Source organism: Nitrospirota bacterium (assembly GCA_016178585.1).
Taxonomy (GTDB): domain Bacteria; phylum Nitrospirota; class Nitrospiria; order JACQBW01; family JACQBW01; genus JACOTA01.
This window is the reverse complement of the sequence record JACOTA010000017.1, coordinates 1-26,823: the sequence shown is the minus strand read 5'-3', so window position 1 is coordinate 26,823 and position 26,823 is coordinate 1. Positions and strand designations below refer to the sequence as shown.

The following is a 26,823-nucleotide window of genomic DNA, read 5'->3' as shown; positions in this document are numbered from 1 at the left end:
GTGGAACCGGAATGGCGCCGAAGAACGACGTGGTTCATAACAATTTAAATGGCAACGATTGCAGCAGTTGTCATTCCAGTACGACCAGTTTTACGACGTGGACAATGAGACATACCGGTATTGTGGCATTGTGCTCGACCTGTCATGCCCAGGGGAATACCGTAGGAGCTGTCTTTAAACCGGCAACCCATGTCGCGACTGCTGTGGGCCAAGATTGCAGTGCCTGTCATACATCGACGACCACCTTTACCGGCGCTGGCTATAACCATACGGGGATTACAGGAAGCCATAAAAGTGGTGGAACCGGAATGGCGCCGAAGAACGACGTGGTTCATAACAATTTAAATGGCAACGATTGCAGCAGTTGTCATTCCAGTACGACCAGTTTTACGACGTGGACAATGAGACATACCGGTATCGTGGCATTGTGCTCGACCTGTCATGCCCAGGGGAATACCGTAGGAGCTGTCTTTAAACCGGCAAACCATATCGCGACTGCTTTGGGTCAAGATTGCAGTGCTTGTCATACATCGACGACCACCTTTACCGGCGCGGCGTTTAACCATACCACGGCTCAAGTGATGCCAGGGACCTGTACCAATTGCCACGGCACCACGGCGACAGGAAAACCCGCAACGCACCTGGCGACAAACCTTTCCTGCGACCAATGTCATAGGACCACCGCGTGGATTCCGGCGAGCTACGCCAACCATAATAATCCTAAACTCATTGGAGGCCATTCAGGGCTTGATTGTAGAACCTGTCACTCGACGACGTTTTCGAGCGCCATATACCGGGATGGAACGACCTATGGCTCCTGCGCGAACTGCCATAAAAGAAATTATAAATATCCCGGTCCACGCGAGCATCAAGTTGGTCCAACGCTGGCGACATCACTTGCCGCTAACGCGACCTGTTCGAATTGTCATGAACATGCCGGCTACCACTTTTGATTAAAAAGTTAGAGCTTCGCATTTTTTAGAGGCGAAGCTCTAACTTTTCATCTAAATGCAACTCCGGAAATAATCACTCAAATGACAAAATAGATACTGTTTTATATGAATTCGAGTGTGGGAGATCAATCGAAAATGACTTATGTTTGGCAAATTCGTTCACCCAAAGATGCTTGTCAGCAACTCGATTTCTGCTAGATTTAAATTACATTTTATCTCGCTAAAAAGGGGGAATTATTTTAAAAAGAAATTTAATTATTTTAATGGTTTTTTTTTTATTGCCCGGATGCTCCTTAGGAAACGCTCTTTTTCATTCCCGGACAAATTCGCCTGAACTTTCGGAAGGGATTGATAGCTTCCAACGAAAAAACTATCTCAAAGCCAGGGCAGTCTTTACAAAACTTATTGAGACAAAAATCGGGTCCCCGGAAATAGAAGAAGCTCAATGGTATCTGGCCCAAATTGCCGAAAAAACAAATACTCGATCCGCGGCCATGGTACAGTATAGCTTATTTCTACGGAGTTATCCTTCCGGCCGCCATCGGCGGGAAGCCCAGGAGCGGTTGGCTCTGCTTAATACACAGAGTGAGCCTCCCCCCGACGCGCAGAAGAACGGGAAAGAAACGCTGAAAAAAACGGAGGCCCGAAAAGCTCCTGCTCGAAAACCGAGTCGGCCTGATCAGTTTTCCGGAACCTTTACAACTGATTATTTATATGATGATTTATTCACGCCTTCCCCTTCAAGGACGACGCAGAGCCGGTTGAGCGAGTTTCTCGATTTACGATGGAGGAAAGGAGCGGGACCGGACGTACGGGTCTATTTTTCCGGAACCAACACAAACGAGTTTATCAACAATAATAATGATAAAACCCGGATTTCCAAACTCTATGTGGAAGAGAATAATTTTTCGATTTTCTCCAATCTGCGGTTTGGAAGACAGCCCGGTTCCGGCAATACCTTGTTTAACCGGTTCGACGGATTAGCGATGGCTTTCCCTGTGCCATTAACCCCCCTCACTTTGAATACCGGCGCGGGTTTCCCGGTCGATATTTTTAAAAACAATCTTTTTGAAATTCAAACCAACCGGAAATTTTATGAGACTTATTTATCGGTTATTGATTTTTATCATTTAGGCGGAAAACTTTTTTTTACCGAGGAGTTTTTTCAAAATTTCTCTACCCGAAAGGCGGTGGGTCTAAACGGGTACTGGTTGAATAATGACCTTAATATCACAACAGTCATTGACCGGGACATTGACTTTAATCGATTTAACGATATATTGATCAGTATGGATTATGCCCATTCGAATATCCGTTATTCCGCGTCGGCTGAATATCGAAAAAATCCATTTTTAGATTATGACACCGCCTTGAATGACCTCTCGGTGGCATCTCCCCCCCCTCCTGCGCTTCCGATCGGTTCCCTGGAAATCCTTCAACAAACCAGGACAAGAGAAGAGATTCAACATCTGGCATTGAACAATACGACCACCACTTTGGATTACGGCCTGGGGCTTACCGTGGACTTTACTGAAAAGTGGCGTTCAGATTTTCGAGCGGGGCGGACTTTATACAATCCTGTCGACCTGGGGAGTCATGTCATGACCTTTCCGCTTGCACAAGCTGAAAAGTCGGCAGATCGAATTTCGATTTTTTTAAATGAAAGAGATTCCCTCCATTTTGGGGAGACAGGAAATGCTCTTCTTTCGTTCCAAAGGGGCACCGATTCTATAAATTTAACCGGCGTCGGAATATTGTCAAAAACATGGACCAACGGGATGCAGGGAGGATTAAAAGTCCGGGGAGAGTATTTTTCTTTTTCAACTTCCAGGGCCAAAAGAGTTGTGCCCGGTTTTGTTGTGAGAAAGTCGTTTCAAAACGGGGTGGAAGCAAGCCTTGAAGCAGAATATACCATGGAAAACAACAGTGCTTCTTCTGATATGACAACGATGATACAAACCCGGACGAGTATATCGATTCCATTTTGAGGTGGACATTATGACTTCCAATTTGAAAGTTGATTATCTGATTCTGGGAGGCGGAGTGGCCGGGACGACCGCCGCGGAAACGATTCGCGAGCGCTCTGACGGGAGCGTCATGATCGTGACCGACGACGCGAATTGCCTCTATTCCCGTGTCCGTTTACCCGACTACATCGCAGGGTCCATCCCAAGAGAAAAAGTATTTATCAAGGAAGAAAAATGGTATCGAGACCAGAGAATTGACCTGCTCCGGGAAACCCCTGTCGTCTCGCTGTCTCCCCGCGATTGTTCGGTCGGGTTAAAAAACGGAAAGAAGATTCGTTACGGCAAGCTTTTGCTGGCAACCGGAGGGGCGGCCAGAAGGCCCCGGTTTGGAGAGCCTGAAAAGGAGGGGATATATTCTTTTCGCACGATCGAAGATGCCGAACGGATTAGAGAAGCCCTTGGGACATCGAAGAACGCCGTTGTCCTGGGCGGCGGCTACATCGGTTTGGAGCTTGTGCGATGTTCAATCCGGTACGGACTGGAAACGGTTCTCGTCCTGATGGATAGTCAGTTCTGGCCCCAGTCGCTCGATGAGGCTTCCTCCAAAATGGTTGAGCGCGTTTTGCGGGAAAAAGGGGTCATTGTCCATTTTCAGAGTCAGATTCAAACGATCATGGGAAACGGGAAAATTCAGGGGATCACATTAGATCCGAAAAGGCGTTATGACTGTAATTTTCTGGGAATTGGAATAGGGATTTCAACACTTCATCCGTTCATTGAAACGTCAGGGATTGAGGTTAAAAACGGAGTTTTAACCGACGAGACCTTAAAAACAACCGACTCCAATATTTACGCGGCCGGCGACGTCGCTGAGTTTTATGACGTGAAATATCAAAAACACCGTCAACTCGGAAATTGGGTTAACGCCATCGAGCAAGGAAAAATAGCCGGGGCGAATATGGCAGGGGATCGCCAGGTCTATCGCGCTATCAGCAACTACGCGATCCGTATTTTTGGCCTTAGCATCGGGTTTGTCGGAGAGACCGCGAATGTTTCTGGAACCGATATTATTCGAAGAGGCTCTCCGGAAGATGAGGGTTACGTCAGGCTATTTATCAGAAACGGGAGAATAAAGGGAGCGACTCTCATTAACCGAAGCCATGAAATGCGCCCCATTATGCAGTTGATCCAGAAAGAAGTTCCGGTCAATCCGAAAGAATCTAATTTGGAAAATATCGATTATGAATTAGATTCTTTTTTATAAAAATGTAAAATAAGTGAAGCAACCGGCTTTGCCGGTGCGTAACGCGGGGTTCGGGGGCATCGGAAAAGCGAAGCTTCGGACGGGCCCCTGAATATAATATAAATGGAGGAAAAAATGAAAGTCGATATCGATAAAAATGGATGTATTGGAAACGGGAGCTGTGAATCGCTCTGCTCTGACGTATTTAAAGTGGAAGGTGGAAAGGCGAAAGTCCTGAGCGCCGATGTCAGTTCAGAGTTTATGGATGACGTGGTTCAAGCGGCAAAGGATTGCCCGGTTCAGGTGATTTCTGTTTGGGATGGTCCGAAAAGAATCTATCCCCCCAAAAAATAAACCCTGTTAACCTGATGATGCGGAATGAAACTGCTTAAATTTATATTCTTTAGCGCGGGCTGCGGGCTGGCGATCGGCCTGCCGGTTTATTTCCAGTCCCACCCGTTTAACTCTGGAGACTTCATTCCGCATCTTATCGGGATCATCGGCTCGGCGATGATGTTCATCGGAGCCACCGGCTATGTAATCCGCAAGAGGGTCAAAGCCTTCAAAAAAGTCGGAAAAATTAAATATTGGCTGGAAGCCCATATTCTATTTTGCCTGATCGGGCCTTTACTGGTTGTTTATCATAGCGCGTTTTCAATCGAAGCGCCCAATTCCGGAATCGCTTATTACGCCATGCTGATTGTTGTCGGAAGCGGGGTAGTCGGAAGATATATCTACCGGCATTTTCAATTTTCCCTGTCAGGTGAAAGGGCCACCCGGCAGGAAATGAGCGCAGAAGCGGATCAGCTAAATGAGAAAATTCAAGAATATTTCTCAGATTCGCAAAAAATTCTGGACACCATTACAAAATTTTTTGGTTTGAGAGAAAATCAGCAGTCCAGTGGCCTTTTTAAATCGCTGTATGTTATGATGCATACGGATTGGTTGGAAGGAAAACTCAGAAAACAGGTAAAACAGCACCTCAAGCAAAGGAAATCTGTCGCATCGCCGGACTCGGTTGAAAGCGCCCTGGTCAGGCGAATCAGCCTTGAAAAAAAAATTTCTGCCCTGGAAGTGACCACCAGGCTTTTTTCATATTGGCACAATCTTCATGTTCCTTTTATTTGGCTTCTTTTGTTAACCTTTATTGTCCATGTTGTCGCGGTGATGATTTTTTAAGGTCTTGCTCTTCTCATCTTTTTCTACGATAATTTCCGTTTAAAATTCTAAAAAACAATGGCAAACATCCGGTTTCTTCTCATCCTCTGGTTTTTTTTGTCGAGCCTTCAGCCGGCTTATGGTTTTGACATCCTGAAAGGGATCATGCCGGGAGACGTTTCTTCGCTCCATGAAAAGGTGGAGGGAAAATGCCTGGAATGTCATACCCTGGGTAGAAAGTTTTTTTTTGATAAATGCCTTGTCTGCCATAAGGAAACAAAAAGGGATGTCGAACAAAAAAATGGGTTTCATGGAAAAATTGATTCCTCCAGGTGTGAGTCGTGCCACGAGGAGCATAAAGGGAAAGCGAGCCAGCTGATTCAGTTTGATACTGGCGTGTTCGACCATCATAAAACCCGTTTCGAGCTCGACGGAAAACATAAACCAGCTCCATGCAAGGATTGCCATTTAAAACCCAAATACCGGGAGACGCCTCACGATTGTATTTCGTGCCATGTCAAAGAGGATAAACATAAGGGGGGATTGGGAAAGTCGTGTGAAAAGTGCCATAACGCGGGGACCTGGAAGGAGATTAAATTTGACCATGGGACGACAACATTCCCGTTGGAAGGAAAACATGTCCCCGTAAAATGCGATAAATGCCATACCCCGGATAATTTCGCAAAGACCCCGACGACCTGCATCTCCTGCCATAAAAAAGAGGATAAACATAAGGGGGCCCTGGGAGAAAAGTGTGAACGATGTCATTCCGCGACAGACTGGCCAAAAATTAAATTTGACCATGACAAGACCGATTTTCCGCTGGAAGGGAAGCATCAGGCGGTCAAGTGCGAAAAATGCCATACCAAAGAGAATAAATTTAAAGAGACACCCAAAACCTGTATCGGGTGCCATCTCAAAGAAGACAAACACAAAGGAATACTCGGAAAAAAATGCGAAACCTGCCACTCGGCAAAGACCTGGAAGGAACCAGCCTTTGACCATAATAAATTTGAATTTAAACTTATCAGCGTCCATCAAAAAGTGGACTGTTTAAAATGCCACAAAACGCCTCAGGTGAAGGAAACTTCCAAGGTCTGTTTCGACTGCCACAAGAAGGAGGACGAACATAAAGGGAAAGCCGGTCAGGATTGCGACCGATGTCATCTTGTGGCTGAAAAGTGGAAACAAATAAAATTCGATCATTCGACAACGAAATATCCGCTCATCGGGAAACATATTCCGGTGTCGTGTGTAAAATGCCATGCCAAAGATGAGTTTAAGGTTCCGGTGGCCTGTTCGTCCTGTCATACCAAAGACGATAAACACAAAGGAAAGCTGGGGCAGACCTGCGAAAAATGTCATAATGAAAGGTCATGGAAAGATGTTAAGAAATTCGACCATCAAAAGACTGATTTTCAGCTGGAAGGGAAGCATATCGAGACGAAATGCGCGCTTTGTCATAAGACCCAGCTATTTAAAGATACGTCAAAGATCTGTCTCAATTGCCATAAAAAAGATGATTATCACAAAGGCATGTTTGGAAAAAAATGTGAATTTTGCCATACCGCGAAAACCTGGGAAAGAGACGATTTTGATCATCTTAAAGAGACCGGATACGCGCTCCTGGATAAGCACCGCGGCGTTGACTGCACCGAATGCCACACGAAGGCCCTGTTTGTGAAAAAAACTTCCAGAGTGTGTGTTTCCTGTCATAAACCAGATGACATTCATGACGGAGAACTGGGATTCCGGTGTGAAATCTGCCATAGTGAGGTTGGATTTAAAGTCATTAAAAAAGATCCCCGGCCGTAGGGAAAATGAGATGAATTGAAAAAAAATGCTGAAACTCTGTTTGGCTTCCACTTTCGTGATTTTTTTATCCATGAACAATTTTGCGAACGCAAATGATCTTCAAAAGGTGCGTTTAGAAATTATTCAGGCTGACTGGCCCATCACCCTTATGGCCTCGGTCGATATCCCCTCAAGTCCTCAAAAGGTATGGGCGCTTTTAACCGACTACGATCATTTAACTGAAGTGTCGCCTCAAATGGAAACCAGCCGGGTGCTCCAAAGAACTGAAGAAAAAATTGTCATTGAGCAAACCACGGAAACCCGGTTCTTGTTTTTTTGGAAAAAGATTAACGTTAAACTCAATGTGCTGGAAAAGCCGTTTGATGAAATTGCTTTTTATCAAACAGGCGGGAATATGGAACTCTTTTCCGGGAAGTGGGTTTTACAACCGATGGAGGAAGGGAGCGTCACCCGATTAATCTACAGGCTTAAGTTTAAACCAGATTTCTATGTTCCGCGATGGATCGTTCTGCGCGCGCTTGAGCGTGAAGTTCCGGAACAGCTTTTGTTGATTTCAGAACGGGCCGCGGATCTAACACCTAAATGATGTCAAAACTTTCTTCCTTAACCTCCTCATTGATCATTCGAAAGATTCTCATGTGGGGGGCATCTTTTTTAAGCAGACTGATAATGAGATAGCGGCTGTCGGGATAATAGGCAAGCCGGGTATCGGTAGCGGACGGATAGGCGGGGGTATGGGTGTGCGAGTGGTAAATGGCCAGCAGATCAAGCTGATTGTGCCGCATATTGGTAAAAGCCCAAAGCTGTTCACGGGGTTCCATTAAATAGGTGGTGGAGCTTTTATCGGCGTTTTTAACCTGATAATGGTGGGTGACCCGCTCGTCTTTACCTGCCAAAAGACCACAGCATTCTAGCGGGTCTTCCTGCAAAGCCTGGATAAATAGGGCTTCCTGAATCGCTTTCGGAATTTTCAGCATTTAGAGGGTGCAGGACTGGTCATAATCTATGAGTTTGGTGATTCTTGGATTCGGTCCGCAAAGCACGCACCCGGGGTCTTTTTTAGTTCTCACCTCTCTAAAATCCATATCCAAAGCATCGTAAATGAGCAGTCTTTTCGAGAGAGATTCTCCAATTCCCAAAATTTCTTTGATCGCTTCTGTGGCCTGAAGAATCCCGATGGTTCCCGCGAGAACGCCCAAAACACCTGCCTCCTGACAGCTCGGAATCATCCCGGGAGGAGGAGGTTCAGGATAAAGGCACCGATAGCAGGGATTATCATCGACGTGCGCTTTAAGTTTGGTCAACTGCCCTTCAAACCGGAAAATGCTTCCGGAAATTAAAGTCTTCTTCAAAAAGAAACAGGCATCATTGATTAAAAACCGGGTAGGAAAATTATCAGACCCATCGAGGACGATATCATAGTCCTTAATGAGTTCCATGACGTTTTCCGAAGAAATTCTTCCCCGGACGGAATTGATCTGAACGTCAGGATTAAGCGCTGTTAAGGTCGCCCGGGCGGAATCCACCTTGTGGGTATCAACCGTTTTGGTTGAATGAAGAATCTGTCTTTGCAAGTTCGAAAGATCGACCGTGTCGTCATCGATAATTCCAATCGTTCCCACGCCGGCGGCGGCCAGATATAGCGCGACCGGGGAGCCAAGTCCTCCAGCTCCGATGCAAAAAACTCTGGCTTTAAAGAGCTTTTCCTGCCCTTTTCCCCCGATTTCAGGGAGGATGATGTGACGGCTATACCGTTCGATTTGACTGTCGGTTAAATTCATTTTTCGATGCCTTATTATATTCAGGGGCCCGTACGATGCTTCGCATTCTCCGATGCCCCCGAACCCCGCGCTCCGCACTGGCCAAGCCAGCTGTTTCGCTTATTTTATTCAATAATATCCCGTTCAATCGGGTCGACCGTAATCCCTTTTTTCTTTAAAGCCATGACGGCCTTTTCGATCTCCTCGATTTCTCCCATAAGTTCGAGATCCATCCACCCGGTTTTTTCATTCACATCGGCCTTTCGGATATTGGTAACGACCTGGAACTCTTTTCCAATTTGATAAATGACCGGTTCTTTAATTTTTTGTTCCGGAAAAGTGATATGAAATTTCAGACTTTTTTGCGCCCCTCCCGCAATAGCGGGGACGATGGAGACTTCATCGCCGTCTTTTAAAGAGGTTTCCTTTCCGTTCATAAAACGAATATCTTCCTGATTGACATAAATATTGACAAACCGGCGTAATTCACCCGATTCATCACAAAGACGGTCTTTAATTCCAGGATAATTCTTTTCCAGCAGGTCAATGATTTCATCAATGTTTTTACCCGAAATTTCGATTTCTCCCGCCCCCTGCGTGACTTTTCTAAGCGGAGTCGGTATTTTGATTTTAATTGCCATGTAAAGAGGGTCCTTTCAGTCTAACTACGACTATTCCACAATCCGTCATTATTTAAATTTAAATCGCTTTTCAAAAGCGGTTAATGAGGGTTCGATTTCTATCGGATGGTCCAGGGCATCCGCCACCGCTTCCTGAGTTTTTAATCCATTTCCGGTAATATAAACCACAGTGACATCCTGTTTTTTTATGGCCCCCTGTTTAACGAGCTTGCAGAGGACAGCGATGGTGACCCCGCCTGCGGTTTCCGCGAAAACACCTTCCGTTTTTGCCAGAAGTTGAATGCCTTCGACAATCTCCTTGTCATTGACCATTTCGATTTGTCCACCCGATTCATTGACGGTTTTCAAAGCATAATACCCGTCGGCCGGGTTCCCGATTGCGAGCGATTTCGCGATGGTTTTCGGTTTGACCGGTTTAATAAAGTCGGTTTTATCTCTAAAGGCCGTTGCGACCGGAGAACACCCTTCGGCTTGGGCCCCGTTAATTCGGGTCTTGACGGGACCGACGATTCCCATCTTTTCGAATTCCTTTAACCCTTTTGATATTTTGGTTAAGAGTGACCCGGACGCGATCGGCACAACAACCTGATCGGGGACGTTCCATCCCAATTGTTCCACGGTTTCGAAAGCCAGGGTCTTGGACCCCTCCGCATAATAGGGTCTGATATTGATATTGACAAAAGCCCAGGGATATTCGCTGGCGATTTCACTGCAAAGCCGGTTAACATCATCGTAGGTCCCCCTCACCGCGATAACCGTAGGGGCGTAAATGAGGTTTCCGAGGATCTTGGCCGATTCCAGGTCATAGGGGATAAAAACATACCCTTTAAAACGGCCTTCTGCCGCATGGGCTGAAACGGAATTAGCAAGATTGCCGGTCGAAGCGCAGGCGACCGTATCAAATCCCAATTCTTTGGCACGGGTCAGGGCCACCGCCACCACACGGTCTTTAAAAGACAGGGTAGGGTGATTGACGGTGTCGTTTTTAATATAAAGATAGTCGAGACCCAGCTTTGCTCCCAGATTTTTTGCTTCAATTAGCGGAGTGAGGCCGGCATGCCGGCCAATGGTAGCTTCTCCCTCGACGGGGAGAAGGTCAATATACCGCCAAAGACTCAAAGGACCCGACTTAATTTTTTCTTTCGAAAAGTTCTTTTTAATCCAGTCATAGTTATAGTCGACCTCCAGAGGGCCGAAACAAAACTCACAGACATGGATCGCTTTGGCGGGATAACCCTTTCCGCACTCGCGGCATTTAAGGCCTTTAATCTTCATTTTGTCTGACACACGCGTTGCTCGGTTTCAGTCAAATGAGTAATTTCGGGATTTTCACCGCAAAGGGGACAGCGAGGATTTTTCGGAACGCGGACTTTTCTGAACCTCATTTGAAGCGCGTCGTGTGTCATCAACTGGTTAGTTAAGAGATTGCCTGCCTTTAAAATGATTTTAAACACCTCTGTGGCTTGAAGGGTTCCGATAACGCCCGCAAGCCCGCCGAGCACTCCCGCCTCCTGACACGAAGGAACCAGGCCGTCCGGAGGCGGTTCCTTAAAAACACAACGATAACAGGCTGACTCGCCCGGCAAGACGGTCATCATCTGGCCGGTAAACCGAAAGATCCCGCCATGAACGAACGGTTTCTTACTGAAATAAGCGGCGTCGTTAATCAGAAATTTTGAGCTGAAGCTGTCGGTCCCGTCGAGAATCACGTCATATTCCTTAAAGATTTCGAGGGCATTCCTGGCCGTCAGTTTCTCATGGTAGGGAACCACTTTAACGTCAGGATTAATATCTTCGATTTTCCGTTTGGCGGATAAGACCTTTGGCGTGTTCACATCCGGGGTGTGGTGAATGACCTGGCGCTGTAAGTTGCTTAATTCGACCAGATCGCCATCTATAATCCCGATGGTTCCGATCCCGCCGGCTCCAAGGTAAAGCCCCGCCGGAGAGCCCAGTCCTCCGGCTCCGACAATGAGAACCCTGGCCTGTGAAATCTTGATCTGCCCTTTTCCGCCCACTTCCGGAAGAAGAATGTGGCGGCTGTATCTTTTAATTTGGTCTTCGGTAAATTCAAACATCGTATTCTTTTCTATTTTAGGGGCTCACGTCGCCCCTTTGATTAGAAGCATCTGTCCGCTGTGGAACCGCTCCCAAAGCTAGCTCGGATGCTCCACGCTCGCTTTGCGAGCTGGGTATCAATTTTTATATATTAAAATATTTTTCCATACTAATATACCGTTCGCCGGTATCGCATAAGATTGTAACAACCTTTTTATCGGGTCCTATCTCGCGGGCGATTTGAAGAGCGGCAAAAACATTGGCGCCAGCCGAAATTCCCACCAGCATTCCTTCCTCCTTGGCCGCCCGTTTAGAGGTCCGGTAAGCGTCATCATCTGAAACCGTAACCACCCGGTCGATAATTTTGCGGTTTAAAACGGGCGGGATAAATCCCGCGCCAATCCCCTGTATTTTATGAGGTCCCGCCATGCCTCCCGAAAGAACCGGGGAGGTTATGGGTTCGACCGCGATGACCTGAATTTTGGGGTTTTTTGATTTAAGAACTTCGCCTACCCCCGTTATGGTTCCTCCTGTGCCGACCCCGGCAACGAAAGCGTCAATCTGCCCATCCATATCGTTCCAAATCTCTACAGCGGTTGTTTTCCGATGCATTTCCGGGTTGGCGCTGTTGGCAAACTGATTGGGCATATAATAATCCGGATTCTTAGCAAGGATTTCCTGAGCTTCTTTAATCGCGCCTTGCATTCCTTCATAAGCGGGGGTCAGAATTAATTCTACGCCGTAAGAAGATAACAAACTGACTCTCTCCTGACTCATACTTTCGGGCATGACGAGGATAACTTTATAACCGCGAACCGCTGAAACCAGAGCCAGGCCGATTCCTGTATTCCCGCTGGTGGGTTCCAGAATCGTTCCCCCGGGTTTTAAAAGACCTTTTTTTTCAGCTTCATTGATCATATTTAAGCAGATCCGGTCTTTGACGCTCCCGCCAGGATTTAAATACTCTGCTTTTCCGAAAACGGTTCCTTTCCCTTTTTCACTTAAACGGCTTAATCTAACAATCGGAGTGTTCCCAATTGCCTGTGTAACATCTTGAAAAGAGGACAGTTTCATTTTCCTCCTCCCATGTAAAAAAGAAATTCGACCACATCACCATCGCTTAAGGAGGCTTTTTCAAACTCGCTTTTTTCGAGAATTTTTGAATTTAATTCAACCGAAACCATCTGGGGTTCTATTTTTTTTAAGATTAAGAGGTCCTGAACGGTCCCTTTTCCAAATTCCTCAAATTTTCCGTTAATTTTCAATCGCATTTAAAACGCTCCATTTAAATAAAAAAAGGCTTGGGAACGGCCAAAAAGAAGAAGATATTAAAAATCCAGGAACAGCGATAGAAAGTTGTCATTGCGAGCGAAGCGAAGCAATCTCGCCATCGTGAACCGAGATCGCCACGCACCCTGCGGGCGCTCGCGATGACAGGCAAAACAAGGAGTTACAAATCCTATCGCTGTTCTTGGGCAGAACCCAGGAGAGAGATAGGAATTGAAGAAGACTTAAAATCTCTCTGCCGTGATGGTTTTAAGCAAAGTGGGATGTTCACCCGTTTGGTCGGAAAGGACTGGATACCCGTGACGGATTGTGGAATGGTCGAAGTAAGACCGCTTGCGCGGGGATGACGGTTCTATGCAAGTCCTGAGAGCTTTTTTTCGTCATTCCCGGCATCGAAGCTTGTCCCCCGCATGCTTTAAGCGGGGAGCGGGAATCCAGGAGATGCTTCTATCGCTGTTTTTGGATATCCACAAATTTTGTGGATAAATTGTGAATAAATTATTAAATGCCAGGAAAAAATCCTCGTATTTAATTTTAACTCGCAGAGTGCCTAAAAAATAGCCTTCAATTAATTATAAAAAACAATAAGTTATGAAATTTTTAAAATTTTTAACTTTTTTGATCCCAAAATGCTTCTCTTAAAAAATTATCCACAATATATAGTTAATAATTTATAATCACCACAAGATCTTGTAGTTGGATCAAAATCTGTGAATCTGGAAAAAAGAAATCAGGTGGAATTCCGGTGGTTTGACAAATCGCGGTTTCTATGTAACATTTCTAAAATAACCCTTGTGAATCAAGTGAGATTGAAGCTTTCCATATCAAATAAATTATTTGTAAGTTATATCCTTGTCATTTTGTTGAGTATCATGATTGGAGCTTATGCGATCATACAGCTCAATACCTTGAGCAATACCAGCAGCAAAATTATCAATGCCGGAATTCCTCTGATTTATACCAGCGAAAAAATGCTTGAAAGTCTAACGGCCCAAAGTAATTTTGAAAAACGTTATTTTGTTTTAAGAAACGAAACCAGCGAACAGCAGTTTTTCTCCAGGGCGGAAGAATTTAAAAAATATCTTGACGAAATCCAGGGAAAAGGCGTTGATGAAGAGGTCGGACTCATTAGAAAAGTCTATGATCAGTACCTCGCTTTTTTTTCCAGGGCGGTTTCCGAAAAGGCCGCGGCAAGCCCCAAATTTCTGACGGATGAAAAGCAGTTGAATGCCAGAGGAGACGCGGTGGTTCGATTGATTCAATCTCTCAAAGAAAACTTAATGACCTCGGAAAAAGAAAAGATAGTCTTTATCAATTCCCTCAATCAGCGGTCCCTTTATACCCTGGTCATTTTATGCGTTGCCAGTTTATTCTTGGGTTTGGGGTTTGCCTTTGTGGTGACCTCTTATTTTTCAAGCACGATCAAACAGATCAAGCAGACGACTCAACTCATTTCAAGGGGAACGTATGAAGGTCTTCCGATGTTTTTGTCCGAAGACGAAATGGGTGAGCTGGATAAATCGTTCAAGGTGATGGGAGAACGGCTAAAAGAGCTTGAAGCCATTCATCTGGATGCCAATCCGTTGAGCCGGCTCCCGGGTAATCTTGCGATTGAAAGAGAGCTGTTAAAACGGTTACAAAATAAAAGTCCCCTGGCCTTTTGTTTAATCGATCTGGATAACTTTAAAGCCTTCGGCGACACCTACGGTTATGCAAGGGGAAGTGAAATTTTAACGGTCGTGGCCGGCATCCTGGTGAAAACCGTTCAATCCTTCCTCCCAAAGGACGATTTTGTCGGGCATATCGGCGGAGATGATTTTGTTTTGATTACCGAGCCTGCCCGGGTTCATCTTTTATGTCAGAAAATCATTTCTGAGTTCGATCAGACGATTCCCCATTACTATGATGAAGCGGATCGACGGAGGGGTTATATTGTGGCAAAAGATCGAAAAGACGTTGAACAGAATTTCCCATTGATGACCGTATCGATCGCGGTCGTGACAAATGAGAAAAGAAATTTTCTAAACGTCGAAAAAATCGCGGAGCAGGCCGCGCAATTGAAGCATTACGCTAAAACTTTTCCGAAAAGCATTTATGTGATAGACCAGAGGAGAACTTGATCGTGCGCCTTCGTCCGATCATTTTCCTTTTAATCTTATTCCCGCTGGCGTCGTGCGCGGCCTTTCCGTCGTTCACCCTCGATGCGCCCCCGGACGGGTCAGCCGAACTTGAAAAAGCAAAAACGCTCTTCGAAGAGGGAAAATACGGCGAGGCCGCCTCCCTTTATCGGAAATTATCGAAAAGCGGACAAAAGAATATCGCGGAAACCGCGCAATTTCAGATCGGGCGGACCCTTGCTTTTTATAAGAATCCGAAGCGAGACTACCCGGAGGCTTTAATTGAATTTCAAATCTTTGTTAAACGGTTTCCCCAAAGTCAAATAAGGGAAGACGCCTCAAACTGGGTTTTTATCCTCGACCAGTATTTAACCAAGAAAACTGAAAATGACAAATTAAAAGAAGATATCAGAAAACTGGTGGATATCGATATCGAAGTGGAAAAGAAACAACGGGGAATCAAGTAACCCTGATCGTTGCGAGGGTCTTTATTTATAGGCCGTATGAATGGCGACGATTCCTCCCGTTAGGTTCTGATACGCCGCGTTTTTAAACCCCGCCTCTTTGATCAGCGTCTTAAAGGTCTCCTGGTCAGGAAAATTTCGAATAGAATCGGGGAGATATTGATAGACCCCCGTTTGATCCCTCGAAACCCATTGTCCTATTTTTGGAAGAAAAATAAAGGAATAAAAATCGTAGAGTTTCCTCCAAAAAAGACGGGCAGGTTTTGAAAATTCCAGGCAGATAAATTGTCCGCCCGGTTTTAAAACCCGAAAAACTTCATTGAGAACGCTCTTAAGGTCTGTGCAATTCCTTAAGCCAAAACCCACCGTCACCAGATCAAAAGAATGGTCTTTAAACTGAATCATTTCGGCATTTCCCAAAACGGGTGAAATTCGAGAGGCAAGTCCCCTGGAAACAAATTTACGGGATCCGACCTTAAGCATCTCCCAATTCAGATCCGAAGCAACGATTTTACTCCCTTTTTTTACCCTCGAAAGTCCGATGGCAATATCCCCTGTTCCGGAGGCGATATCCAAAATGACCCCTTTTTCGGGAAGCCGGGCCATCTGGACGACTCTCTTCTTCCAGTAATGATGGATCCCGAGGCTGAGAAGGGTGTTATTCAGGTCATATTTTCCCGCGATTGAGGAGAACATTCTCTGAACGCTTTTTTCTTTATTATCGAGAGAGTATTTTTTAGGATTTTTAGCGGAAAAGGCCATAAGGGGACTATGGGTAACATTTATTAACCCCAAGAGTCAAGAAAGAAATGGCTCCGGGGTCAGGGGAGGAGGGTTCCGTCACAGGTCAAAGCGTCTTCCGGAGTTGTCTCCCTGTCGTATTTACAATGGCCTGAAACGTTCATGAGGCACGTTTCAGGCAGGTGGTTTTCTCTTGGAGCGTTGTTTGGCGCACGCCCCATTCCTACACCCTCCTCCCCTGACCCCGGCTAACGAAGATTAAAGAGAGGCAATCACCCTGGCCAGGCGCTCCCGGGCTTCTTTCGCGACGGCAGCCAATTCCTTTTTATCTCCTACGATTGAAAGAAAGACATCCGGGTCTTGCGCGGAAACCACGGTTTGATTGGGTCCCGTTTCGAAAATGATGACGTTGCAGGGGAGAAGGAGCCCCATTTCGGTTTCCACAGAGAGCGCCTGGTAGGCCAAAGAAGGATTGCAGGCTCCCATGATCAGATATTTCTTAAAATCTTTATCAAGTTTTTTCTTCAAAGTCTCCTTAACATTAATTTCGGTCAAAATACCGAACCCTTCTTTTTTTAGGGCTTCCGTCACTTTCGGGATTGCGTCCTCGTAAGAGGTGTTTAATGTTTTCCGGATACCGTAATCTTGTTTTGCCATGGATAGGCCTCCTTTTTATTTAACGTTGTAAGCCATCACCAGATAAGGATAAATCTTCGCATGGTGATGAGGTTCAATCATCGATAAATTCCCTGGAATTAGTCTGCCACAGACCGGCATTCAAATGCAAAAATCTTCCCTTTTTAATTTTTCGTTTCTCAGGCTTTTTTCAAAATCATCTCAAGCGGGCAGAATCTGGTAAAACTTGATTGCAGGAGATTGATTCCTACAAACCCGGTTAAGAAGAGCCAGTAATGAGAATGCAAAAGGGTCAGTGCAATGCTGAGGAGGATCATTCCCCCCGCGAAAGCGCGAATTTTATTTTCAATGGACATGATTTCTTCCTTCCTGTTGGTTGTTTAAAATAAACCGGACACGGCTTTTACCGATAAACCAGTAGTAAAGAACGGGAACCGCCAGGCGGCTCAAAAGGGTTGCGGCAATTTCGCCGAAAATAAGGCTGATGGCGAGTCCCTGAAAAATCGGGTCGAAAAGAATGACAGAACTCCCAACGACGACCGCCGCGGCCGTCATGAGCATCGGTCTGAACCTTAAAATTCCGGCGCTGACCACCGCTTCTTTAAGAGGGGCGCCCGACTGGATCTGTTGTTCGATGAAATCGACCAGAATAATTGAGTTTCTCACAATGATCCCAGCGCCGGCGATGAAGCCGATCATCGAAGTGGCGGTAAAGAAAGCGCCGATAAGCGCATGCCCCGGCAGGATGCCGATTAAACTGATGGGGATCGGAGCCATGATCACCAGGGGGACTGAGAAACTTTTGAACCATCCGACGACCAGCACATAAATTAAAACCATGACAAAAGCAAACGCCATGCCGAGGTCCCGGAAGACCTCGTAGGTAATAAACCACTCTCCATCCCATTTGACCACCGGGGAGGCCGTATCCCACGGAACGTCCGCTGTCTGAGTGGGGTAATGAATTTTAGGAGACAATTTTAAAACGCCGTAGACGGGGGCCTCTTCCTTTCCCGAAAGCTCGCTCATGACATAAGAAACCGGTTTTAAATTTTTTCGGAAAAGCGTTTCCTGATCACGCAAAACAGGAGGACGAATAACCTGGCTCATGGGAACAACGCCCGATTCAAAAGAACGGATCGTCTCTCCCTGAAAGGGATGGCTGCCCGACCGGATCGCGGGATCGATCGACAAGTCGATCGAAACCTCTTCCGGACTGGAAAAGTCATCCAGATAAAGCAAGGGCGTTTCTGAAAAGATATATTTTCCCAATTCCAGAGGCTGTTCTGAACGGGTTCCGAACAGGCCCCCTCTGGCCTGATCATAAAAATAAATCTGCCGGGGACGGCCTGGCCGCCAGGAAAAATCCAGGTCAACCACACTTGGTTCTTCCTGAAAAACCTGATAGACGTTTTGGGCGACCTCTCTCCGGATCGCTTCCGTCGGGCCGTAAATTTCCGCAACCAGGGTGGCCAGAACGGGAGGTCCGGGTGGAATCTCCAGGACTTTAATCACCGCGTTTTTTGATTTCCCAAAGGCGGAGATCCGCGGTCTTAGACTTTCAATGATTTCGTGACTCGAGTCTTTTCTTTCGTTTTTATCGGTAAGAAGAATTTGAAAATCGTTTAGAAAATCCTGGTGGCGCAGATAGGTATGTTTGACCATTCCCGAAAAAGAAAAGGGGGCCGGTTCGCCGGTGTAGATCTGGACCCGTTTAACCTCCGGGTTTTGAATGAGGGTTTGGGCAAGCTCGGTTGACCAAACGGCTGTTTGCGCCAGAGGGGTCGTCGGGGGGTAGTCTATTAAAATCTGGAACTCATTTTTATTGTCAAAGGGGAGCATTTTGACTTTAACGGCTTTGAAATATAAGAGACTTCCGGCGGCCAAAAACAAGACGGCGATCAAAAGGGCAAAACCGGCGGCGTACCGCCGTTGAGAGAGGATTCTTTCGGTAACGCTTCGATAAAACCGGTCGAGGAAACCCTCTTTCCCGGAATTGGACGGAGGAGCGTCCTCTTTTGGCGCATGCGCCTTCCGAAGGAGTTTTACCGCCGCCCACGGGGTAATGATAAAAGCCACGAGGAGAGAGAGGATCATGGCCAGGCTGGCGCCAACCGGAATCGGTTTCATATAAGGCCCCATCAGGCCTCGGACAAACGCCATCGGTAAAATGGCCGCAATCACCGTAAAAGTCGCCAGGATGGTCGGATTGCCGACTTCAGACACCGCCCGGATAATGGTCCGTGTCATCCCGTCATTGGCCCCTGATTTTAAATGGCGTTCGATATTTTCGACGACCACAATGGCATCGTCCACAAGAATTCCAATTGAAAAAATCAAAGCAAAAAGGGTAACCCGATTCAGCGTATAGCCCATAAAATAATAAATCGCGAGGGTCAAAGAGAGCGTGACCGGAATGGCAATGGCGACGACCAGAGAGGCCCTTATGCCCATCATGATGGCGATGAGGACCGTCACCGATAAAGTGGCAAGAAGAAGATGTTCGATCAATTCTTTCGATTTGTCCGCGGCGGTGGCGCCGAAATTTCTGACGGTCGTCATCGAAATATCGGGGGGAAGGGTTTTAGAAAACAGTTTGGCCCGTTCCAGCAATTGATTGGCCAGGACCACGACATTCGTTCCTTTCCGTTTGGCAAAAACAATGGAAACCGCTTTTTGCGGCGTGCTCCCATGCTTTTTATCGATCAGAAGAGAGGCTTTGGTCTCTTCTTCCGGGCCATCGACCACCGAGGCAACATCTTTGATGTGGATCACCCTTCCGCCTCTCTGCCCGATTGCGATTTCTTCGATATCCGAGGCTTTTGCCGGACGTTTCCCGATTTCAACGTCGTAAACCATTTTTCTGCCCCAGGTTTTTCCGGCAGGCCCGAAGGCGTCATTGGTCGTCAGGGCGTCGGCCACCGCGGTAAGTGATACCCCCCGGGCAGACAGCTGGCCGGGATCTACAATGACCCGGACTGACCGCTTTTGCCCTCCGAGCATTTCGACACGGCTTAAATCGGGGGTGCTTGAGAGTTCCCGTGCCAGCGGGGCGACCAGGGTGCGAAGAGAATAGTCATCCCGGGTGGGTGAGCTAAAGGTCAGGGTGAGAAAAGAAACATCGTCGATCGAGTAAGACTTCACTTGAGAGGGTAACGCGGAAGAGGGGAGATCGTTTCGCATACTCAACAGCTTATGGTGGACTTTTACCAGGCTGGGTTCCATGGGTTCCCCGACTTTAAACCGGACCGTGACCAGACTGCTGTGGGCCCGGCTTGAAGAGTAAACATATTCGACGCCGTCCAGTCCCCAGACTGCCCGTTCGATCGGTTCGGTCACCTGCCGCTCGACTTCCGCCGCTTCAAATCCGGGCGCCCCGGTTTGAATATCAATCATCGGAAGTGAAATCTGGGGCTCTTCTTCCTTGGGCGTGAGCCAGACGGCCCCAAATCCGAGAACCAGGCTAATGATCGCGATAACCGGCGTCAGTTTGGAGTGTACAAAGGCTTTAGCCAGGAGACCGGCAAATCCCTCTTTCATAGATTTATTGATCACTTTGGCCCCCTGCTGAGGCGATAGGGATCTCAAAATCAGTCCCTTTTATCCGGATCAGGTTTTCGTTAAGGTAGGCTATTTCCGCGTCGTTCAAATTCAGGGTTATCTCCAGATTCTGATTCAACACTTCGAGGAACTGGAGCATATTAATCGCTCCGGTTGAAAAAAGCTTTTGGGAGGTGATGGTTTGTTCCTCGAGAAGCCGGGAGCTTTCGGTGGTCAGGGCAATCCGTTTTTCCAGGGCCTCAGAGGACCGTTTTGCGTTTTCGGTATCAATTTTTTCTTTCAAACGGAAATCTTCCGCCCTTGCTTTCATGGCGAGGCTGTTTAATTCGGCCCGCTCCGCTTTTTTATAGGGTTCCATCGAAAAAATATCCCACCGAAGATAAAGTCCGAGAACATAGGAACTGGCGAGGTCTCTGTTGCCGTTCGCGAGAGACGCTTCAGAAAAAAGCCCGGCCCGGGGGAGCCGGGCCGCCTTTTCTCCCAAAATCCGCTTTTCAGCGGCTTCTGCTTCGGCCTGCAGCTTTTCTGATTGGGCGGAGCGCCTCGCCTTTGCGTTGTCAGGTGATGACGGAAGAAACATTCGAACAAAATCCGCAATGCTCTCTCCGTCTCCGGGCGTTGTGCGGGGGCTCCACGACCTGGGCAGTTCCATCGCTTTTTCTTCAAGAGCGCTTTTTGCGGAAGCCCGGTGGACGTCGTTTTCCAGAAGGGCTTCATTAATCCTGTTTTTCAATGTTTTGAGGCCCAGCAGTCCGGAATAGCCAAGCGGGTTGCTCTTAACGCCAATCCGGTAGCGCTCCAGGTTACGGTTGACGGTTTCTGACAGTTTTCCAAGAGAGTCCGATTGTTTCTCGAAGATCATGGCAGAACCGAAAAGAGAAGCCGTTTCCTGATAAAGCTGAAGGCGGCTGTTTTTTTTCTCAAAGGTTTTCGCAAGAACCTCTTTTGCTTGAGAGTCAATCCGCGATCTTTTTGCCCCTCCGTCATAAAAGGGCCAATCCAGGCCTAAAGTGGCCTTTTGAAAAAATTGGTGCCCGGGGTAATTTAAAAAATCGGGGGAAAAATCAGAGGATTGAATCTCCCTTTGATTTAAAAGGGAGATAAAGGAAAGGGCTGAATCATTGGTTGAAAAGGCTCGCGCGTCAAGAAAAAGGCGAGGATACCCCTGGCGAATCGCTCTTTCTTGTTCGGCCTGAAAAGCTTTTAATTCCAGTTCCCCGGCCTGTTCAGAGGGGGCATGTTTCTGAACCAGATCCCAGAGCCGGGGGAATGAAACTTCAACCGGGAGGGGTTCGGCCTCTGTCGAAACAGGCCAGACCGCTATCGATGCTGACAGGCATAAAACCGTTAAAAACGTTCTTACAGCCTTCATTGGATGCTCCCTTTTTTTTTCGAAAGCCGCGCTTCATTTAGATCGCGTTTGACCTCGAACGCTATCCGCTCCTGTTCGGTTAATTTTTCATTCAAAACCCTCTTAACCAGGGAACAGGCGTCTTTAATTTGAGGAATTGCGACGCTAAAAAAATGGAAAAGCCCTTCCCGGCGGCTATTGACCAGTCCGGCGTCTTTCAAAACCGACAGGTGTTGGGACAGGTTCGCCTTTGGAATTTTTAAAATTTCAAGGAGTTGACTGCTATTTTTTTCTCCCTCGGACAACAGGTCGAGAATTTGAAGCCTGATGGGATGAGCGAGGGCCGAACAGATTTCAGCCTGTAATTCATAAAGACGCCTGGTCTGGCCGTTTATCGGAGATCCCTTCATGGTACGGTTTCCTTTTAGAAATTTATTGATTCATAAATTCATTAGTTTATATATTTATATACAATATAAAACAAAATAGCCCCAAACGCAAGTAAATTTTATTTTTCCCCGAAGGGGTGCGGTTGGTTGGACCGGAAAAGTTAAGAAAGGTGTCTGGCGAGACCTGTTTTAAAGGATCCCGTACTCCGCCGGTATTTTAACGTAAAATAGGGGAATCGTTTCCGCTTTAATGAGCGTTAACAGGCGTTCTGCCTCCTCATTGCTGACCATGAACACGACTTCGACCGGGAGATTCCCTGCCAGCTCGAAGAAATGCGCTTCATGGAGAACCCCGTGGCGGCCATAGCCGGCAATCGCGCGAAAAGCCGAACCGCCATGAATCCCTATTGCTTTGGCTTTTTCGAGAAGCCATTCATAAAGCAGGATCCCATGGTGTTTTCTAAACTCCTGGACGTAAAATTTTAAATAGGTTCCCTTCATAGTTTTAATCCTTTTTTTGATTGCCGGTGATTCAAATTAAATCGATTTGGCGGCATTGACTAAACCTGAAACAATGTTACGCTTAAGTATAACCCTCATGACAAGAAAGCTTTATTTAAACACATAACCCATGACAAAGTCGTTCAAAAAGTCATCCTCTTTGAAAAGGTTTGGCGGGCTCTTAAAACCAAGACAGCTTGCCTTCGCGGCCTTCTTGCTTTTCTTTGCTGTAACAATCTTGGCCTGGTTTTATACCCGTCAAAAAATCGAAAAGGAATCGAGGGCCATTTTTGAGGACCAGGTGAATCAGACCACTCGTTTAATTGACCTCCATATCCAGGATTATATCGATACCCTCTACGACCTCCGGGGATTGTTTAGAGTATCCGGTGATATCAGCCTGGAACAATGGAACCGGTATATCCAATCTCTTGATTTGGAACGTCGGCTTCCGGGAATTGTGGATGTGACGTTTGCCCGGACTATCTCCGGAAAGGAAAAAAAGAATTTTGAAACCCATATTCAACAGATCTACCACAACAAAACGCTAACGGTCCATCCGGCAGGAAACCGGGAAAAATACTTTCCCACACTATATGCCACCTCTTTTCAAAAAGAAAATACAAGGAAACTCGGTTTCGATCTCGGCGGCGACCTGGTTCGTCTCTCCGCGCTCGACCGGGCCATCGCGTCGGGAAAAGCCGCCGCGACCGGTAAATTAACTTTGCAGATCACCCAAAAACCCGGGTTTGCAATCCGTATTCCAGTCTTCAAAAACGATTTGCCCCGCGGCACCGGGGACGAAAAAAGAGCCGCGCTTTTAGGTTTTATTTCTTTTTCACTTTCCGTTGACAATATGATGGGGTCGATTTTCGAGGAGAATAACAGCCGGGAAGTCGATTTTGAAATCTATGACAACGGTCCTGTTGAAAAAGAGCCTTCCCGGAACTTAAATCTTGACAGCGCCCGTTTCTTCTATGATCGGGACGGTGTCTTGCATATGAGTGACCCTCTTTATCAACGCCGCTATCAAAAGACTGTTTTTCTGGGTGTTGCCGGGGAAGAGTGGCTGATCTATTTTTCAACCCCTTCTGATTTTAATACCGGGCTAGAAGCAAGGTTCCCTCTTTTTATTTTACTGTCGGGCACGATAATCAGCTTTCTGGTCTTTGGCATGACCTGGTCAGCGGCCAATTCTCAAGCCCGGGCTGAAGAGCTGGCAATGAAGATGACGGTGGAGTTGAAAGAGAGCGAAGGGAAATTTCGGTCCATCTCCCAAACTGCCAGGGATGCCATTATTTCAACAGACCTTTCCGGTAAAGTTGTTTATGTCAATGATGAGGCCGTGCGCCTTTCAGGTTATTCTTCAGAGGAAATTGTCGGGAAATATTACGATATCTTGATTTCCGAACGACTTAGGGGAAGCCGGGCGATTATCTTGGAAAAACATCTTTTTACTAAAAAGGCGCGCAGGAGCGGTAAGGTCATTGAAACGACCGCGATGAGAAAAGATCAGACCGAATTTCCGGTGGAACTATCTCTGGGTAGATGGAAAATCGCAGGGCAATCGTTTTTCACGGCGATTGCGAGAGATATTACCAATCGTAAAAAATCAGAAAAGGTGATCAAAGAGAAAAATTCCTTCGTCCAGCTTTTATATATCATTACCGTTGCGGCAAATGAATCTGCGTCCCTTGAAGAAGCCTTGCAAATCTGTGTGGATGCGGTCTGTCAGCATACCGGCTGGCCCATGGGCCATGTTTATTTAACCAAAAACGACAACGGTGGCAACGTGATGATCCCATCTAATATTTGGCATTTTGACAACCCTTTGCAATTCACCGGATTCCGCCGGATGACCGAAAACACCATCCTCAGACCGGGGGAAGGGCTGCCGGGAAAAGTTCTGGAAGATAGAGCTCCTCTATGGATGGTTCTACCCTTGCCTTTGAATCAATTTCCCCGGGGTCTGTCTGCGGAGGCCTCGGGAATTAAAACCTGTTTTGCGTTCCCCTTGTTGGTTGAGCAAGAGGTTGTGGCGGTATTGGAATTCTTTTCCAGAGAAAAGGTGTCCCCGGATGAATCGGTGTTGGAAGCCATGACGCATATCGGAACCCAGCTGGGACGGATTGTGGAAAGAAAAAGAGCCAAAGAGCGGATGAGTTTTATGGCGACCCACGATCCCCTGACCCAAATCCCCAACAGAACGATTTTTTCAGACCGCCTGGCTAACGCCATTGCCAACGCTAAACGAAGCCTGAAATCAGTTGCCGTTGTTTTTATCGATTTAGACCGTTTTAAACGGATTAATGACACCCTGGGTCATACGCTGGGGGATGTGGCGATTCAGGCGGTGGCCCAAAGGTTGAAGAGCAATGTCAGAATTAGCGATACGGTTTCCCGCTGGGGAGGAGATGAATTCACCCTTATTTTTGAAAATCTTGCCAGGGTGAAAGACGCGAGAAAACTCTGCCAAAAGATCGTAGAAGGGCTTGCGAAACCTTTTGAGGTGGGCGGCCACGAATGTTTTATAACGGCCAGTGTCGGAGTCAGTCTTTTTCCTCACGACGGGGAGACCGAAGAAATTCTCCTCAGACACGCCGATACCGCCATGTACCGGGCCAAAGAAAGGGGAAGAAATAATTTTCAGTTTTTCTCGCAGGAAATGAGCTCGGACTCCTCAGACAAACTGGTTTTAGAAAATCAACTTCGCCACGCCATTGATCGGAAAGAATTTGTTTTATATTATCAACCGGTTCTGGATTGCCAAACCGGCCGGATAACCGGCGCCGAGGCGTTGATCCGTTGGAAGCATCCTGTGTTAGGAATAATTCCGCCCGGAACGTTCATTCCTCTGGCCGAAGAAACAGGGTTGATTATTCCGATGAGTGAATGGGTCATACAAACGGCCTGCGCGCAAAACAAAGCCTGGCAGGAGACGGGGTTGCCCCCGATACGCGTGGCTACAAACGTCACCGCGCTCTATTTTCAACTCCCCGGGATGGTTGAAAAAATAAGGAATATTCTGAAGGAGACGGATCTCGCTCCGCAATATCTTGAATTGGAGTTAACGGAGAGTGTCTTGATGCATCAAAAGGAAGAAACCATAATCAATCTGAATAAATTGCACGATATGGGAATCGATATTTCAATCGATGATTTCGGAACCGGTTATTCATCCCTCAGTTACCTTAAGCGGTTTCCGATCAATTCCTTAAAAATTGACCGCTCATTTGTGATGGAAGTGACCACCAACCCTGACGACGCGGCCATCGCGTGGGCGATCATTGCCATGGCCAAAAGCTTAAAACTCAAAGTCATCGCTGAAGCGGTGGAAACCGCCGATCAACTCGCCTTCTTAAAAAGTCACGCCTGTGACGAATTCCAGGGATTTTTGTTTAGTCCCGCGGTTCCGCCGGAAGCGTTTATCAACCTTGTTAAGGCCAATAACGCCTCAGTTTTCCTTTAGACTCCTCCGCTATTTAAATTCTCCCTCATGAATTGAAATCTCCAGCTTTGATTCTCCTTTTATCTGGCTTACCGCATTTTCTATCATTCGATGATTAAACAAAACCTTTATTTTCCCAAACGATATAAGTATAATCCTCCTTAAATTCCACGACCTCTATTTTTAACAAAAGAATTTTCTTAATTATCCTGATAAACCGATGAAAGATTTAAATCAGAAACGGATTTTAGTCACAGGCGGGGCAGGTTTTCTCGGCTCTCATCTCTGTGAACGGTTATCGGCCGACGGGCACGATCTTTTATGTGTCGATAACTTTTATACGGGCACAAAAGAAAATATCCTTCATCTCATGAGCAACCCTCATTTTGAGGTCCTGCGCCATGATGTCACCTTTCCTCTTTATGTCGAAGTGGACGAAATTTATAACCTGGCCTGCCCCGCCTCGCCTATCCATTATCAATTCGACCCTGTTCAAACCACCAAAACCAGCGTCCATGGCGCGATCAATATGCTGGGGCTTGCAAAAAGAGTCAAAGCAAAAATCCTTCAGGCCTCCACCAGTGAGGTGTACGGAGACCCGGAGGTCCATCCGCAAACCGAAAAATACTGGGGCCATGTCAACCCGGTGGGGATTCGTTCCTGTTATGACGAAGGGAAGCGGTGTGCGGAAACCTTATTTTTCGATTATTACCGCCAACACCGCCTCAAAATC

General features: G+C 46.8%; 26 protein-coding genes. 11 read left to right on the top strand and 15 right to left on the bottom strand.

The features are described 5' to 3' along the window. Positions 1 to 11: 11 nt before the first annotated feature. From HYR79_03140 to HYR79_03110, 7 genes are all read left to right on the top strand, one after another. A complete protein-coding gene (locus tag HYR79_03140) occupies positions 12 to 953 on the top strand; it encodes a hypothetical protein (GenBank protein MBI1820683.1) in 942 nt (313 codons plus the stop codon). A gap of 263 nt (positions 954 to 1,216) precedes the next feature. After that, positions 1,217 to 2,941 (top strand): hypothetical protein, encoded by a 1,725-nt coding sequence (locus tag HYR79_03135; GenBank protein MBI1820682.1) that lies wholly within the window; start codon positions 1,217 to 1,219, stop codon positions 2,939 to 2,941. A 10-nt stretch (positions 2,942 to 2,951) separates the two neighbouring features. Further along, positions 2,952 to 4,184: an NAD(P)/FAD-dependent oxidoreductase gene (locus HYR79_03130; GenBank protein ID MBI1820681.1), complete on the top strand. Its 1,233-nt coding sequence runs from the start codon at positions 2,952 to 2,954 to the stop codon at positions 4,182 to 4,184. 114 nt (positions 4,185 to 4,298) lie between these two features. Continuing rightward, positions 4,299 to 4,517 (top strand): ferredoxin, encoded by a 219-nt coding sequence (locus HYR79_03125; protein ID MBI1820680.1) that lies wholly within the window; start codon positions 4,299 to 4,301, stop codon positions 4,515 to 4,517. A 24-nt stretch (positions 4,518 to 4,541) separates the two neighbouring features. After that, positions 4,542 to 5,342, top strand: a complete 801-nt coding sequence (locus HYR79_03120; GenBank protein ID MBI1820679.1) for a hypothetical protein — start codon at positions 4,542 to 4,544, stop codon at positions 5,340 to 5,342. 57 nt (positions 5,343 to 5,399) lie between these two features. Beyond that, complete coding sequence (locus tag HYR79_03115) at positions 5,400 to 7,136, top strand: cytochrome C (protein ID MBI1820678.1); 1,737 nt, start codon at positions 5,400 to 5,402, stop codon at positions 7,134 to 7,136. 25 nt (positions 7,137 to 7,161) lie between these two features. Beyond that, on the top strand, positions 7,162 to 7,722 hold the full coding sequence (locus HYR79_03110; protein MBI1820677.1) for an SRPBCC family protein: 561 nt from the start codon (positions 7,162 to 7,164) through the stop codon (positions 7,720 to 7,722). Here the strand turns inward: HYR79_03110 and HYR79_03105 are convergent. The 7 genes from HYR79_03105 to thiS form a co-directional block, all read right to left on the bottom strand. Beyond that, on the bottom strand, positions 7,715 to 8,113 hold the full coding sequence (locus HYR79_03105) for a M67 family metallopeptidase (GenBank protein ID MBI1820676.1): 399 nt from the start codon (positions 8,111 to 8,113) through the stop codon (positions 7,715 to 7,717). The genes HYR79_03110 and HYR79_03105 overlap by 8 nt on opposite strands. Next, positions 8,114 to 8,917: a molybdopterin-synthase adenylyltransferase MoeB gene (gene moeB / locus HYR79_03100; protein MBI1820675.1), complete on the bottom strand. Its 804-nt coding sequence runs from the start codon at positions 8,915 to 8,917 to the stop codon at positions 8,114 to 8,116. 104 nt (positions 8,918 to 9,021) lie between these two features. After that, entirely contained in the window at positions 9,022 to 9,537 is a 516-nt protein-coding gene (locus HYR79_03095; protein MBI1820674.1) for a MoaD family protein, read from the bottom strand. 48 nt (positions 9,538 to 9,585) lie between these two features. Next, on the bottom strand, positions 9,586 to 10,812 hold the full coding sequence (locus tag HYR79_03090; GenBank protein MBI1820673.1) for a threonine synthase: 1,227 nt from the start codon (positions 10,810 to 10,812) through the stop codon (positions 9,586 to 9,588). Further along, on the bottom strand, positions 10,809 to 11,615 hold the full coding sequence (moeB, locus tag HYR79_03085) for a molybdopterin-synthase adenylyltransferase MoeB (protein MBI1820672.1): 807 nt from the start codon (positions 11,613 to 11,615) through the stop codon (positions 10,809 to 10,811). The genes HYR79_03090 and moeB (HYR79_03085) overlap by 4 nt, the downstream gene beginning before the upstream one ends. Positions 11,616 to 11,739: 124 nt before the next feature. Continuing rightward, positions 11,740 to 12,669 (bottom strand): cysteine synthase A, encoded by a 930-nt coding sequence (gene cysK, locus HYR79_03080; protein ID MBI1820671.1) that lies wholly within the window; start codon positions 12,667 to 12,669, stop codon positions 11,740 to 11,742. Next, positions 12,666 to 12,866 (bottom strand): sulfur carrier protein ThiS, encoded by a 201-nt coding sequence (thiS, locus tag HYR79_03075; GenBank protein MBI1820670.1) that lies wholly within the window; start codon positions 12,864 to 12,866, stop codon positions 12,666 to 12,668. The genes cysK and thiS overlap by 4 nt, the downstream gene beginning before the upstream one ends. Before the next feature lie 726 nt (positions 12,867 to 13,592). On the opposite strand from thiS, the gene HYR79_03070 reads away from it, so the two are divergent. Beyond that, positions 13,593 to 15,002 (top strand): diguanylate cyclase, encoded by a 1,410-nt coding sequence (locus HYR79_03070; GenBank protein MBI1820669.1) that lies wholly within the window; start codon positions 13,593 to 13,595, stop codon positions 15,000 to 15,002. Next, positions 14,999 to 15,466 carry a hypothetical protein gene (locus HYR79_03065; protein ID MBI1820668.1) on the top strand — a complete coding sequence of 156 codons (468 nt, stop codon included), beginning with the start codon at positions 14,999 to 15,001 and terminating at the stop codon, positions 15,464 to 15,466. The genes HYR79_03070 and HYR79_03065 overlap by 4 nt, the downstream gene beginning before the upstream one ends. Before the next feature lie 21 nt (positions 15,467 to 15,487). Here the strand turns inward: HYR79_03065 and ubiE are convergent, their stop codons facing one another. The 8 genes from ubiE to HYR79_03025 form a co-directional block, all read right to left on the bottom strand. After that, on the bottom strand, positions 15,488 to 16,225 hold the full coding sequence (gene ubiE / locus HYR79_03060; GenBank protein MBI1820667.1) for a bifunctional demethylmenaquinone methyltransferase/2-methoxy-6-polyprenyl-1,4-benzoquinol methylase UbiE: 738 nt from the start codon (positions 16,223 to 16,225) through the stop codon (positions 15,488 to 15,490). A gap of 59 nt (positions 16,226 to 16,284) precedes the next feature. Next, positions 16,285 to 16,425, bottom strand: a complete 141-nt coding sequence (locus tag HYR79_03055; GenBank protein MBI1820666.1) for a hypothetical protein — start codon at positions 16,423 to 16,425, stop codon at positions 16,285 to 16,287. Positions 16,426 to 16,462: 37 nt separating this feature from the next. Further along, positions 16,463 to 16,861, bottom strand: a complete 399-nt coding sequence (locus HYR79_03050) for a DUF302 domain-containing protein (GenBank protein MBI1820665.1) — start codon at positions 16,859 to 16,861, stop codon at positions 16,463 to 16,465. Between the two features lie 158 nt (positions 16,862 to 17,019). After that, positions 17,020 to 17,196 carry a DUF2892 domain-containing protein gene (locus tag HYR79_03045; GenBank protein ID MBI1820664.1) on the bottom strand — a complete coding sequence of 59 codons (177 nt, stop codon included), beginning with the start codon at positions 17,194 to 17,196 and terminating at the stop codon, positions 17,020 to 17,022. Next, positions 17,186 to 20,380 carry an efflux RND transporter permease subunit gene (locus tag HYR79_03040; GenBank protein MBI1820663.1) on the bottom strand — a complete coding sequence of 1,065 codons (3,195 nt, stop codon included), beginning with the start codon at positions 20,378 to 20,380 and terminating at the stop codon, positions 17,186 to 17,188. Before HYR79_03040 ends, HYR79_03045 begins: the two co-directional genes overlap by 11 nt. 4 nt (positions 20,381 to 20,384) lie before the next feature. Next, positions 20,385 to 21,773: a TolC family protein gene (locus HYR79_03035; protein ID MBI1820662.1), complete on the bottom strand. Its 1,389-nt coding sequence runs from the start codon at positions 21,771 to 21,773 to the stop codon at positions 20,385 to 20,387. After that, positions 21,770 to 22,162: a helix-turn-helix transcriptional regulator gene (locus HYR79_03030; GenBank protein MBI1820661.1), complete on the bottom strand. Its 393-nt coding sequence runs from the start codon at positions 22,160 to 22,162 to the stop codon at positions 21,770 to 21,772. Before HYR79_03030 ends, HYR79_03035 begins: the two co-directional genes overlap by 4 nt. A 168-nt stretch (positions 22,163 to 22,330) precedes the next feature. Continuing rightward, positions 22,331 to 22,642 (bottom strand): DUF190 domain-containing protein, encoded by a 312-nt coding sequence (locus HYR79_03025; protein ID MBI1820660.1) that lies wholly within the window; start codon positions 22,640 to 22,642, stop codon positions 22,331 to 22,333. A 238-nt stretch (positions 22,643 to 22,880) separates the two neighbouring features. Here HYR79_03025 and HYR79_03020 point away from each other — a divergent pair, with 238 nt between their 5' ends. Both HYR79_03020 and HYR79_03015 read left to right on the top strand, forming a co-directional pair. Continuing rightward, complete coding sequence (locus HYR79_03020; GenBank protein ID MBI1820659.1) at positions 22,881 to 26,111, top strand: EAL domain-containing protein; 3,231 nt, start codon at positions 22,881 to 22,883, stop codon at positions 26,109 to 26,111. A 199-nt stretch (positions 26,112 to 26,310) separates the two neighbouring features. After that, on the top strand, positions 26,311 to 26,823 hold a 513-nt coding region (locus HYR79_03015), incomplete at its 3' end, for a GDP-mannose 4,6-dehydratase (GenBank protein MBI1820658.1).